11 protein-coding genes and 1 pseudogene are annotated in these 12,794 nt (G+C 36.7%); 6 read left to right on the top strand and 6 right to left on the bottom strand.

The features are described 5' to 3' along the window. Positions 1-58 precede the first annotated feature (58 nt). Complete coding sequence (locus tag SFB89_RS07215) at positions 59-1,297, top strand: M48 family metallopeptidase (protein WP_331774009.1); 1,239 nt, start codon at positions 59-61, stop codon at positions 1,295-1,297. Then, complete coding sequence (gene prmC / locus SFB89_RS07210) at positions 1,285-2,100, top strand: peptide chain release factor N(5)-glutamine methyltransferase (RefSeq protein ID WP_331774008.1); 816 nt, start codon at positions 1,285-1,287, stop codon at positions 2,098-2,100. Before SFB89_RS07215 ends, prmC begins: the two co-directional genes overlap by 13 nt. Positions 2,101-2,134: 34 nt before the next feature. Here prmC and ftsZ read toward each other — a convergent pair whose 3' ends face one another. Genes ftsZ through SFB89_RS07195 form a run of 3 tightly spaced genes read right to left on the bottom strand, consistent with a single transcriptional unit; the run spans position 2,135 to position 6,101 of the window. Continuing rightward, positions 2,135-3,262, bottom strand: a complete 1,128-nt coding sequence (gene ftsZ / locus SFB89_RS07205) for a cell division protein FtsZ (protein ID WP_331774007.1) — start codon at positions 3,260-3,262, stop codon at positions 2,135-2,137. A 13-nt stretch (positions 3,263-3,275) separates the two neighbouring features. Continuing rightward, positions 3,276-4,640: a cell division protein FtsA gene (gene ftsA, locus SFB89_RS07200; RefSeq protein WP_331774006.1), complete on the bottom strand. Its 1,365-nt coding sequence runs from the start codon at positions 4,638-4,640 to the stop codon at positions 3,276-3,278. Further along, entirely contained in the window at positions 4,641-6,101 is a 1,461-nt protein-coding gene (locus SFB89_RS07195; RefSeq protein ID WP_331774005.1) for a peptidylprolyl isomerase, read from the bottom strand. A gap of 251 nt (positions 6,102-6,352) precedes the next feature. Here SFB89_RS07195 and rsmH point away from each other — a divergent pair, with 251 nt between their 5' ends. The 3 genes and pseudogenes from rsmH to SFB89_RS07180 all read left to right on the top strand — a co-directional run. Next, the gene (gene rsmH, locus SFB89_RS07190; protein WP_331774004.1) at positions 6,353-7,264 is read left to right on the top strand and encodes a 16S rRNA (cytosine(1402)-N(4))-methyltransferase RsmH; all 912 of its coding nucleotides are present in this window, start codon (positions 6,353-6,355) and stop codon (positions 7,262-7,264) included. Continuing rightward, a complete protein-coding gene (locus tag SFB89_RS07185; RefSeq protein ID WP_331774003.1) occupies positions 7,261-7,560 on the top strand; it encodes a hypothetical protein in 300 nt (99 codons plus the stop codon). The genes rsmH and SFB89_RS07185 overlap by 4 nt, the downstream gene beginning before the upstream one ends. 196 nt (positions 7,561-7,756) lie before the next feature. Beyond that, positions 7,757-9,538 (top strand): annotated as a pseudogene (locus SFB89_RS07180) (methyl-accepting chemotaxis protein); the annotation flags it as partial. Between the two features lie 63 nt (positions 9,539-9,601). Here SFB89_RS07180 and SFB89_RS07175 read toward each other — a convergent pair. The 3 genes from SFB89_RS07175 to SFB89_RS07165 form a co-directional block, all read right to left on the bottom strand. After that, positions 9,602-9,988, bottom strand: coding sequence for a class II SORL domain-containing protein (locus SFB89_RS07175; RefSeq protein ID WP_331774001.1), 387 nt, complete (start codon positions 9,986-9,988; stop codon positions 9,602-9,604). A 64-nt stretch (positions 9,989-10,052) separates the two neighbouring features. Continuing rightward, entirely contained in the window at positions 10,053-10,898 is an 846-nt protein-coding gene (locus SFB89_RS07170; RefSeq protein ID WP_331774000.1) for an HdrB C-terminal domain-containing protein, read from the bottom strand. After that, positions 10,895-11,530 carry a DUF5644 domain-containing protein gene (locus SFB89_RS07165; RefSeq protein ID WP_331773999.1) on the bottom strand — a complete coding sequence of 212 codons (636 nt, stop codon included), beginning with the start codon at positions 11,528-11,530 and terminating at the stop codon, positions 10,895-10,897. Before SFB89_RS07165 ends, SFB89_RS07170 begins: the two co-directional genes overlap by 4 nt. A gap of 179 nt (positions 11,531-11,709) precedes the next feature. On the opposite strand from SFB89_RS07165, the gene truD reads away from it, so the two are divergent. After that, on the top strand, positions 11,710-12,792 hold the full coding sequence (gene truD, locus SFB89_RS07160) for a tRNA pseudouridine(13) synthase TruD (RefSeq protein WP_331773998.1): 1,083 nt from the start codon (positions 11,710-11,712) through the stop codon (positions 12,790-12,792). The last annotated feature ends 2 nt before the right edge of the window (positions 12,793-12,794 follow it).

Raw genomic sequence — 12,794 nt, 5'->3', positions numbered from 1 at the left:
AATCAATCTCTTTTTAACACATTTTTGCTACAATTGCGTAAAAAACAAGGTATCTTTGATGTTAATTTGGATTAGTTTGATATATACAGTATATGCGTTGGTGCGATTTTACGCCGCCGTGATGGAGATTGGTTTTGTGCTAAAAGCAAAAAGGGCACAGCCGGTCATTTTAAGTGCTAGTAATTTTATAAAGGCAGGAAATTACAAAATCGCCACTACAAAAATGGAGTTGCTTCAAATTCTTTATGATTTGCTAATTTTCTTTTGGTGGTTTGATTTTGGATTGAATTTTTTAGATCGCGCCATTGTGATTGATAATGAGATTCTACATGCGGTTGTATTTGTGGATCTATTTATCGCGATTAATTATTTCTTAGGTCTGCCTTTTGATTGGTACAAAACCTTTTCTTTGGATAAAAAATTTGGTTTTTCAAATATGGATTTTAAAATGTATTTGATGGACCAACTCAAAGCATCTGTGCTCTTTTTAGTCTTTGGTTCACTGGTTATTGCGCTATTGTCTTGGATCATTTTAGTATTGCCAAATTGGTGGATTTGGGGATTTGGAGTAGTATTTTTAATTCTTCTGTTTATTAATATGGTCTATCCGACATGGATTGCTCCATTGTTCAACAAATTTACGCCATTGCAAGATGAAGATCTCAAAAACGCTATCGAAGCACTGCTGCAAAAAGCCGGTTTGAAAAGTAGTGGCGTTTTTAGTTTGGATGCGAGCAAAAGAGACAATCGATTGAATGCGTATTTTGGAGGGTTGGGTAAGTCAAAGCGCGTCGTGCTTTTTGATACGTTGATTGCCAAACTCGACAAAACAGAACTTTTGGCGGTTTTAGGTCATGAACTGGGACATTTTAAACATAAAGATATTATCAAAAATATTTTCTCTAGTGGCTTGATGTTATTGATTATGTTCGCGATATTTGGAAATCTTCCTAGTGATATCTTTTTGCAATTAGGGGTAAGCAATGGAAGCTACATGACATTGGTCTTTTTCTTGCTTTTTTCTCCGGTGCTTTCGTTTCTCTTTATGCCATTTTTTAGTTTTCTTAGCCGTAAAAATGAGTATGCAGCGGATGCTTATGGAAGTGAGTGTGAAAGCAAAGAAGCACTGGCGTCTGCTTTGATGAAATTGGCAGATGCCAACAAAAGTTTTCCTTATTCTCATCCCCTCACGATTGCATTATATTTTACACATCCACCATTGGTTACGCGACTCAAACATTTGGGTGTTGATGTGAATGAAGATAAGCGTTTTATGGAAGAGCATTGCCACGAATAAAAGAGATGATTGCTGAAGCATCACAAGTATTGCAAGGCATCTGCGAGAATCCTCAAAAAGAGGTACGCACGATGCTCTCGCATGCTTTAGGCAAAGAATTGCTGTGGATTATGGCTCATGATGATGATACAATCGAAACACCTCAAGATTTTTTAGACCATATTGAACAAAGAAAAAAATCTGTACCTTTAGAATATATCTTAAAGCAAGCCTCTTTTTATTCGCGTGAATTTTATGTAGATGAGCGTGTCTTGATACCCCGTCCTGAAACCGAACTCTTAGTGGATCACGTACTCGGTTGGGTAAAGGAGCACCAGAGCCTTACCATCGCTGAAATCGGTACGGGTAGTGGGATTATCTCGATCATGCTAGCACATTTTTTACCACAAGCACGTTTGATTGCCGTGGATCTTTCAAAAGAGGCTCTTGAAGTGGCGCAAATCAATGCCATAAAACATGGTGTGAGTCAGAACATTACCTTCGTGCATGGTCATTTACTTGATGATGTGAATGTGCCCATTGATGTGCTTGTTTCAAATCCTCCTTATATCAAAAAAGATGCTATTTTAGACAAAAATCTCTCTTATGAACCCTCTCTTGCTTTATTTGGCGGAGAAGAGGGCGATGAGATATTGAAAGAGATTATTGACATTGCACATAAGCGAAAGATTGCACTTTTGGCTTGTGAGATGGGATATGACCAAAGAGAAAAAATTACAAATTATCTACACACTTTGAATGCCAAAGCAACATTTTATAAGGATTATTCTGATTTTGATCGAGGATTTTTATTGGAAGGGTGATCATAAGGGAGCGTGACACTCCCTTTGATTGGTTTTAATCCATTTGATGACGGATATAGGTTGGTATTTCTAAATAGTCTTCTTGGCTTTCATACCCACCACTGACTTTTTTCATTCTATTGATACGTTCTTTTTTGATTGCTTCTTGTGTTGGATCAAGTAATTTTAATTCTTTTGTTTCTTCTAATTTACTATCAAAACCTGTGGCCACGATAGTCACTTTGACTCTATTGTCTTCCATCTTTTCATCCGTAGTCGTTCCAAAGATGACATCAGCATCTTCATCTGCACTTTCATGTACGATACTCATGGCATCACTGATGTCAGAAATAGGGCAATTTGGAGATATGTGGAAATGTACCAATACACCCAACGCGCCATCTATAGACATATTATCAAGAAGAGGAGATTCGATGGCACTTTTGATGGCTTCTACTGCGGATCCTTCTCCTGTACACTCACCCACACCCATAAGTGCCATACCGCGATGACTCATGACGGTTTGAACGTCGGCAAAATCCAGATTAATATCGCTTTGTCCGGATGATAACACAACTAAACTCATCCCACTGACTGCACGGCTCAACACATCATCAACGATTTTAAAACTGTCTTTTATTCCGAGGCTTTTATCAACGATAGAGAGTAATTTATCATTTGGAATCACTACGATTGAATCACTCTCTTTTTTGAGCTCTCCGAGACCAATTTCAGCGAGTTTTGCTCTTCTTTTTCCTTCGAACATAAATGGTCTTGTGACTACTGAAACGGTCAATGCACCCATCTCTTTGGCTGCTTGCGCTATGATAGGAGCTGCGCCGGTTCCCGTACCACCACCAAATCCAGAGGCAATAAAAACAATATCTGAGTTTTCCAAAGCACTTTTGATTTCTTCATAACTCTCTAGTGCAGACTCTTTGCCGACTTCAGGAATCATACCCGCACCGAGTCCTTTTGTCTTTTTTTCACCCAATTGTATTTTGATTGTTGCTAATGAGCTATCGAGTGCCTGAGCGTCTGTATTGGCTGCAATTAAGTCAATACCACCGATGCCTTCGCGGACCATGTGGTTAATCATATTACCGCCACCACCACCGACACCTATTACTTTTATTTTTGCCCCGTATGTGTATTTTGATTCTTCTATGCTAAAGCCGCTCATATCTTTGCTCCTCTTAAAATAGTTGTGTTAATCGGTTCCATAAACTAGTAAAGAAACCATTTTTTTCATTTTTTTCATTGATTTTGGCGATATTTGCCAGTTTGTCTTTTGCACTCAACATTTCATCACTTTTTTTGATGACCTCAGGCTCTTCTTCAAATAGTACATTTTGTATATTTTTTTCTGAGTCAATGATTTCATCTTTGTATCTTAGATTTTTATTTGAATCAATTTCGTATGGTGTAAAATGACCACCACCATATAATACCAATCCTAGTGCTGTTGAATAGCTTGGATCTCGAAGTGTTTCAAATAAGCCATCCATCTCTCTTGGCTTGGCGACTCTTGTCGGTAGATTATCAAAGATAGCTGTGGCTAATTCTCTGATGTTGGCAATTTTTGTGAGCCCACCTGTTAGCACGATACCCGCGCCAACTTGGTCTTTATAGCCGCTGTCTTCTAACATCTTAGCCAGTATCATCAATGTCTCTTCAACTCTGACATAGATAACATTTGAGATAATATCTAGTGAAACTTCATGTGTGGAACCATCATCTCCGATTACCGGAAGTTCTATGAGTTCGCTGGAATTATTATCTAAAGTGCCATATTTTATTTTCATCTTTTCAGCCGCTGTTAGTGGCGTGTGAAGTGCGGTGGAGAGATCATTGGTGATGTTGTTAGAACCCACTCCTAGATAATCATTATATCGGAGTGAATTACCCGCATGAATAATCATATCACATGTTGCGCCACCCATATCAATGACGACAACGCCCAATTCTCTTTCATCTTCATTGACTACTGCAATGGCTGAGGCATAACCCGATAGTACGATATTGTCGATTTTCACACCGGCTAATTTTGCTGCTTTGGCGAGATTGCTGATGGAAGATTTTTGTACGGTGATAATATGGGCATGTACTTCAAGGCGTGATCCATTCATACCAAGTGGGTCGTCAATAAATTCTTGATCATCTACTTTGAAATTAAATGGCAAGATGTGGAGTTTTTCATATTCGTTAGGAATATTTGCGTTGTGATCAGCCATCTGCATCGCTCTGCTAATCTCTTTGATTCCGATATCATGATTGGGTATATTGACCACTCCAGTACTCTCGACGCTTTTTGTGTAAGCGCCTGAAATCGAGACGATGACAGTTTCATACTGAGTTCCCGCTACTCTTTTGGCATCATTTAAGGCATTTTTTATGGAGTTGGAAGCGAGATCTATATTTGTAATAATCCCTTTTTTTAAGCCTTGAGATTTTGCAATGCCGGCTCCTAGGATTTTGATATCGCCATCACTATTCTTTTCTGCTATGATTGCGCAAATTTTAGTGGATCCGATATCAATACCTAATATTGTTGTGCTCAACTACTTTCCTTTATAATACTGTTCTGTCTTGTACATGGTTCTAAGCGTTGCTAACAAATTCTTGTAGAGTTCCGCTTTTTTGTTTTGTGTTATACTGTTTGTTATTATATTTTTATATAACTTTAACTTCTCTTGATTAAGCAACTTTTGTTCCAAAACTCGATACATTGCTACTTTATTACCAAAAACTTTATAACCTTTTGTTTGTGCTTGATCAAAAATAAAATTGATGAATTGACTGCTCTGCGTGCTGTTGAGGCCATTTATAGACACTTGTGAGTCTCTACTAACAAAACCAGTATTTTGTCCATTAAAGAGGTCAAGTCTCGCAGTTGCCTTTTTTTCTAATTCAGATTTTAGCAGTGTTTGTCGATAATCTTTAGTCACTTGTGCGTTTGCTTCTTCAAAGGTCATCTCTCTTGGCATTAATACTTGTTTTAATTTGGCAATCAAATAACCATCAGACATCGCGATTGGTTTCATGACCTGTCCTTGGTTTAATACGCGTAATGTTTTTAATGGAAACGCTGTATCATCGTCATATACTGTTTTTGTGCCAGTAGGGGTGATTTCTCCTTTTTTGAGTTTCAAGTAAGTTTCAAGCGCTTTTTGTTTACTTGCTTTGAGTTTAAAATCAATCGTTACTTTTGCGTTAGCATCTTCAAAACTGAGTAATTTTCCCTCTTTATCTTTGTAGAGATATTTTTTGCTTTCCCAGAATTTTTTCAAGGCCTCTGTATCTGGTGCTGCAGGATCAAGAGCGACTTTGATAGTATCAAGAATGTATTTTTTCTTTGTCATATACGCTTGTTTATGTTGTTCCCAGAATTTTTTCAAGGCCTCTGTTTTAATAACAATATCACGTGGATTGATGGACAATACAGAGACATTTAATTTGTCTTGCATGAAGATTGATGACCCAAAAACCTCGATTTCTTGTTTGGAGATAGGTAGGTTTAACACCGCTTGAAGTTTATTGAGCAAGAGCTCTTTTTTGAGACTATTTTCATACTCTTTTGGCGTCATTCTTTGTGCTTTGAGAAGACTGTAATATTTATTTTTATCAAAAACGCCATCAGTTTGAAAGTTTTTGTCTTGAATCAAGGCATTTTCGATATCTTTTTTTAGAACAATAAAGCCCATGTCATTAGCAAAATTTAAAAGCAACGCTTCATTGATGATATTTTGCATTACGACTTTGTCAAGTCCCATTTTATCGGCTTCTTCTTGTGTTAGTTTTCCGCCTAATTGTTGATTGTAGTAATTAAAATTGTTGGCATATGCTTGTTGAAACTCTTCAACACTGATATTTCGGTTTCCAACTTTTGCGACTGATTTGGCTCTGTTTGTATTCATATCATAAGCGCCCCAGCCAACAAAACCAGCACCAATAAAGGCTATTGTGGCAATCCATATGGTTATTACTAAGTACTTTTTGCGGTGTTGCATCCAAGTAATCATTCTCTTCCTTCTGTTAGTGCTTAAAGAACACTATAAATTTGCTATAATTCTACCTTTAAAGTTATTAAATAACGCTAAGGACAAGGGCGCTAAGCCATAAAAAAGCCAGTGAAACCTTGAAAAGCGTACTTTTAATCTTTTTTATCATGAGAACAGTATCAAAATGAGACTTGAGATGCGTTAGTTGTTAGTAAAGTACTCTCTAATGCATTATTTGCTATGATACTATAAAGAAAATAAAGGTAAATAACGTGAAATCACCTCATATCCCTGTCCTTTTGTCAGAAGTCAAAGAAGTTTTTTCTGATATAAAAAGTGGTTATATTATCGATTGCACCGTAGGATATGGTGGACACAGTGAAGCGCTGTTAGAACAAAACAAAAACATCCAATTGATTTGCTGTGATCAAGATGACACTTCGATTCAGTTTAGCAAAAAAAGATTGGCACCTTATGCGGATCGTGTGACATTTGAAAATGCAAAATTTTCGACTATCATCTCCAAATATAAAACGTATCCCATTCGAGGTATTTTAGCAGATATTGGCGTCTCATCGTTGCAATTAGACCAAGAAGAGAGAGGTTTTGGTTTTCAAAGTGACAACTTGGATATGCGGATGAATATTCACAACAAATTGAGTGCTTTTGAGGTGGTGAATCACTACACGAAAGAGGAGTTGGAGACGATATTTCGAGATTACGGTGAGGTGCGAGATTTTAAAAAAGCTGCTAAAATCATCTGCGAATATCGGAAAACAAAACCGATTGAAAGTGCTAAAGAGCTGAGTAGCCTTTTTAGAAAATTTCCTTCAAAAAAAGGTATCCACCCTGCCACACTGATTTTTCAAGCGATTCGTATTGAGGTAAATGATGAATTGGGAGAATTAGGTGAATTATTAGGGAGTATTGAAGCGGCCAAGCTACATGATTGTACGGTCACCATTATTTCATTTCATTCACTTGAAGATAGGATTGTAAAAAGAGTCTTCAAAGAGTTTTCAAAAAGCTGTATTTGCCCCGATGGTGTTATGAAATGCACATGTGGCAACGACCACTCACTGGGTCAGATACTGACCAAACGTCCCATCGTTCCAACGGATGAAGAGATTCATCTCAATCCAAGGAGCCGAAGTTCAAAAATGCGAGTATTTCAAATATCATGACGCAAAAATATGATGAAAATCGCGGCAAAGATCAACTCTTACATGAAATTGACGATACTATACACGAAGAAAAAAATCTAGATTTTAAACTACTATTGGTGGTTTATTTGAGTATTTTTGTGGGATTACTTGTCATTTTACCTAATATCTATATAAAAAATGAGATTTATTATACGAGTCGAGATATTAGCAAACTCTCCAGCGAATACTCCGTACTGCAAGAAGAAAATAGATTTTTGAAACAAAAAGTAGAATATATTAAATTTAAAAATCAAGTATTGGATACGGTGTTTTAAATCCATTCAATACAAAAAATCAGGAGATGTATCTATGAGCATTAAAAAGAAAATTTTTCTTCCATTAATGATTCTTATTGTGGTATTTATCGTATCTTTAGTTGTCAATTATTATTACGCCATCTCACGCGAAAAAGCTTCGGTTTACAAAGATGAATTGAAACAATACACCATATTTTTCAATAAAGAGTATCAAAAGAAAAAAGACTTTGGTCTGACCAATGCGATTATGTTAAGTGGTAATGAGTATGTGACGTCTTTGATGCTAGATGGATCTCGGGGATATACAGAAAAAGGCTTAACCCATTTGCTAGAAGAGTTCAAAAAAAATACCTCTTTGAAAAACATCAAAATCCATATTCACGATTCGAGTATTCATAGTATGCTACGGGTGTGGGCTCCTAATAAATTTGGCGATGATCTCTCTTCGTTTCGCAAAACACTTGTAAAAGTTAAAGAGACAAAAAAACCATTAGTAGCAATAGAATTAGGACGGGCAGGATTGGTCTTGCGAGGGGTTGCCCCTATTATCGAAGACCATACCTATTTGGGGTCTGTTGAATTTATGCAAGGATTTAATTCATTTGTACACGATGGTGCTGCGGAACGAAAAGATGTGCTTATTGTACTAAAAAAACAATACCTAAATATCGCTACGCTACTCAAGAAATCTGTCACAGTTGGAGATTATGCCTTGGCCGTTGATGAAAAAACTGCCAATATGAATTTTTTTCATGAACTCAAAGGTATCGACTTGAGACAAAACAATACACTCTTGGAGAGTAAAAATTATATCTTTGTCTCGATTCCTATGAAAGATTTCAGTGGTAATACTGTCGCTTATGCGCTTGTAGGACAAAACAAAAAGGTTGTCAATGCAGTGATTGATAGCGCGATGAATAATGTATTAAACCAAATTATTGCTATTTTGGTGGCCTATATAATCGTCATGGCTATTTTATACTTGATTATTCACAAGGCGGTTCTTATACCTCTTTCCAACCTCACCAAACGCGCTAAAGAGCTCTCAAGTGGTGATGGAGACTTGACGAAGAAACTAGAAGTCAAAGGCAAAGATGAGATAGCACAAGCGAGTGTTGAGATTAATCATTTTATTGAAAAAGTTCGTATTATCACAGATGAAGCCAAACATATCTCTCATGAGAATTCGTCAATTGCCAATGAACTCTCCTCCACCGCATTAGAAGTTGGGAAATTAGTCGAGAACTCCACACAAACCACTCATGTAGCTAATGATAAAACCAAAGAGATTAAAAGTAAACTAGAAGTCTCCGTTCAAGATGCCAAAGTAGCACGGAGTGAATTAGAACAAGTCAATCAAAATATGTTAGAAGCTAATAGTGCTATTTTAGCTTTAGCCAAGGATATTCAACAAAGTGCCGCGATGGAGGTAGAACTCTCCGCTAAGATTCAACAGCTCAGTCATGATGCGACACAAGTCAAAGATATCTTGACGGTCATTAGTGATATTGCTGATCAAACCAATCTCTTGGCATTAAATGCTGCGATTGAAGCGGCAAGGGCAGGTGAGCATGGAAGAGGTTTTGCTGTGGTTGCTGATGAAGTGAGAAAATTAGCAGAACGTACCCAAAAATCACTCACTGAGATTAATGCGACGATTAATGTGATTGTCCAATCTATTGTCCAAAGCAGTGAAGAGATGAATACCAACTCCAAAAAAGTAGAAGCTCTAGCAACAAGAGCCACTGAAGTTGAGACTACTATCAATGATATGGCAAGTATTATCAATAAAGCCGCCACTCAAACATCTGATTCCATTGAACACAGTTATAATGAAACACAAAAAGATGTTGATGAAATCTTTAATCAAGTCTCTAAAATCAATGAAATCTCTACACACAATGCACGAAGTACCGAAGAGATTGCCAGTGCAGCAGAACATCTCAATACGATGACAGAGACATTAAATAATAAATTGAGTGAGTTTAGGACGTGATAGAAGGGGATGTGGGCGTGAGATGAAGAGGCCTTTTGATTCAGGCTTCTTCATGATAAAAAATTATTCAGTTACGGCTACTTCTACAGGAGTAGATTCCCATAGTCCGTGTTTTGTACAGTATGCATGTGCGACTAATTTGAGTTTTCTTCCCATCGGTCTGATATTAAAAGTGACTTCAGTATGAGATTTTTCATTACCGAGTGTTCCGGCAACAAAATCTGCTCTTGCTAGTAATGTTTCGCCATTATATAGTGCAATGTTAGCAATATAATGATCAAAGTCATCAGGGTGGGTGTATTCATTTCCCATTTTTACAGTGACTTGAAAGATTTCACCTTTTTTGGCTTCACTAGCACAGTGAATAAATGGTGAGTGTCTATCGATGTAATCTTTTTTTGATTCTCTCTCTACGGTGTCGATATCGACATAACGATTAATGGTTGGCATTAAAACTCCTTTATTTTGTTTTTATATTGTCATTATATTACAAATAGGATTAAATTAGTCTTATTTATATTATTTTGGTTTGAATTTTATGGTATTTAAGACCCAAAACTTCTCTATTTGTCTCCCCAAAGGCCAAGAGTACCAATTGAGCCAAAGAAAAGATACTCAAATCGATTTCCCTTCCGACTGTTTTTTCGAGTTCTCTTTGGTGTTGGTCAAACATGACGAAACTTCGTGCATCATTGACGAGTACGAAATCAGCAGCATTATCAAACATATCCAACATCAAACTACCTGACATTTTAAAAGCCAATTCTTGTTTGATTTCTTTAATCTCATATCCACTACTTTGGTCTGCCAAGTCATAGGATATGCATTGGGCTCCCAAAGTTTTTAAGATGTCCGTGTAGGAACCTAGTGTGCTAAATTGACTGAGTTGACATTGACTAGAGCCAAGATAAATGGCGGCATTAAAGGCTCCAAAATTATTTTTAACGAGTTTTGAGATTTTTGATAGTCCTATTTCTTCGACGAGAAAATCTGCTAAGGTGTTGATTTGAATATCCAAATCGAGTTCCAAATCTTGCTCTTTTAAAAGGGTGTCAATTTCTGATTTGAGTGCGGCATCATTTCTCAACGCTTGGATTGTAAGTTGTATCGAAAGAAATACACTATCTTCAGCACAAATAATAGCGCCACCTTCTTTGTTAGCGAGAGCGAGATTTTTTGCATTGGCAACATAAAAGCCTTTTTTATCATATCCCATATCATGACTTCCAAGATCACGTGACAACTCTTTGATGGTGAGTGTTTCGACTTTTAAAAATTTGAGTAATTCTCGGGTAGATATAGCGATTGGTTCTGTTGCATTGATATCGATGATATTATCAAATAAGACGTATTTTTTCACTTTTGGCTCCTTGCTCTTACTATTTCATCTTGAATACTAGAGATTTTATTTTCTACATCAAAATCATAGGGGAAGACTTTATTGCAGATATTAGTATGAAGCCATATGCCTGTTTCATCATTATCGATAATCTTAAAGATATGCTGTGCTTGATCAGGATATTTTTTGACCATCTCATGAGCAAAAAGAAACAGTGCATCACCTTGAAAATCATCGGTGTATTTAAAAACATCAGAAGCATAATGATAGATAACGAGTTTTTCAAATATCTTTTTATCAGTCGCAGCGACAAAGGGATCAATCAAATCAAATGTTTCATAAAAATCATCCATATTGACGATGAGATCTTTTTTGGCTCTTTTTTGGCTCATCGGCAAGAGCGTGAACGATTCACCAAAAGCCTCGACGATTGCGGATATCTTTGTGGTTGTAAAAAGATTTTTCCCCTCAATGCTAATCGCAGCATTTCTTCCTGTCGGGTAGTCAAATAGTCTGTCTTCTTCTTTTATGATCGCCAATAAATTGTTCAAAGTCTTGCTTTTATCTATCTTTATAATATGTTTCTTATAAAATGGTAGATAATCACTCGATGCATCAAATCTAAAGACGCTCAATCTCAGTTCAAGCTCCATACTCTTTACTCCTTTGTTTGATAAATACATAATTTGATAATAGTTTACTCTAAATTAACTTAATCTCTAACAAAATAAAATTTTACAGTATAATGTCGCAAAATTATATTGATGATAGGTGATAATAAGGAGCAATTTATGAAAAATCATGATGTATCAAAACAAAGGAGCGTGTTGGTATGAAACGATTATTTTTCCTCAATCACGCTCCTGTCAATGTTGTATTTACTAAAAATTCTAATGATTTTGTCGTCAACGAACTTCCATTGTATGAATTTTCAGGACAAGGGGAGCATCTGGTCTTGCATGTTCGTAAAAAAGATATGACAACGTGGGATATGATTCAAAAACTGAGTGAAGTTTGTGGTGCTAAGGTGCGAGATTTTGGTTATGCTGGGTTAAAAGACAAAGATGGCATGACCACACAATACCTCTCAATACACAAAAAATTTGAAACCAAACTCAAAGATTTTCATGATGAAAAAATAAAGATTCTCTCTACTACCTATCATGATAACAAAATTAGGATGGGACATCTCAAAGGCAATCGATTTTTTATTCGACTCAAAAAAGTTAATAAAGTCGATGCCCTCAAACTACAAAATGCACTCAAAACCTTGGCGAAAGAGGGATGTCCAAACTATTTTGGTTATCAGCGTTTTGGAAAAACTGGCGACAATAGTGCGATTGGGAAAGCGATTTTAGAAGGGACACGAAAAGAGCGTCGGATGAAAATGAAAAATTTCTTTATCAGCGCGTATCAAAGCGATCTTTTCAATCAATGGCTCTCTTCTCGTATTCAAATCTCACACACGTTATCCAGTTTTGAAGATGCCGAAGTGATGGATTTGCTTGGTTTATCTAAAGATGAGATTAAAATGCTGCGTGCCCAAAAACAATTTTTGAAATTATTTCAAGGGGACGTGGCCCATCATTACCCTGCCGGGAAAGCATTTTTATGTGAGGATGTAGCTAAAGAGTCACAGCGTTTTTCTGATCATGATATCACACTCACCGGATGGCTTCCCGGAAGTAGAAGTATGCGAGGAGAGGGCTATGCCAAAGTCTTGGATGATAAGATTTACGGTGAGGCAGAAGCGTACTTAAAACAGATGAATGGTTCACGGCGTTTTGCTTGGATATTTTTAACCGATGTAGAATCGCGCTATAAAGAAGAAGAAAATTGGCTCGAAATCCACTTTAGTTTGCCTAAAGGTTCTTATGCGACAGTGGTACTCGAAGAATTAACACACAAATTATGATA

The sequence above is a fragment of the Sulfurospirillum sp. 1612 genome (assembly GCF_036556685.1).
Lineage (GTDB): Bacteria > Campylobacterota > Campylobacteria > Campylobacterales > Sulfurospirillaceae > JAADIZ01.
The sequence above is the reverse complement of the archived record's forward strand: the minus strand, read 5'-3'. Positions and strand labels throughout refer to the sequence as shown.

What these genes read in the sequence shown, in the direction of transcription:
- SFB89_RS07215 (WP_331774009.1), top strand. Translation starts at nt 59, where the DNA reads ATGTTAATTTGGATTAGTTTGATATATACAGTATATGCGTTGGTGCGA.
- ftsZ (WP_331774007.1), bottom strand. Translation starts at nt 3,262, where the DNA reads ATGAGCGGCTTTAGCATAGAAGAATCAAAATACACATACGGGGCAAAA.
- SFB89_RS07195 (WP_331774005.1), bottom strand. Translation starts at nt 6,101, where the DNA reads ATGATTACTTGGATGCAACACCGCAAAAAGTACTTAGTAATAACCATA.
- SFB89_RS07185 (WP_331774003.1), top strand. Translation starts at nt 7,261, where the DNA reads ATGACGCAAAAATATGATGAAAATCGCGGCAAAGATCAACTCTTACAT.
- SFB89_RS07175 (WP_331774001.1), bottom strand. Translation starts at nt 9,988, where the DNA reads ATGCCAACCATTAATCGTTATGTCGATATCGACACCGTAGAGAGAGAA.
- SFB89_RS07165 (WP_331773999.1), bottom strand. Translation starts at nt 11,530, where the DNA reads ATGGAGCTTGAACTGAGATTGAGCGTCTTTAGATTTGATGCATCGAGT.
- truD (WP_331773998.1), top strand. Translation starts at nt 11,710, where the DNA reads ATGAAACGATTATTTTTCCTCAATCACGCTCCTGTCAATGTTGTATTT.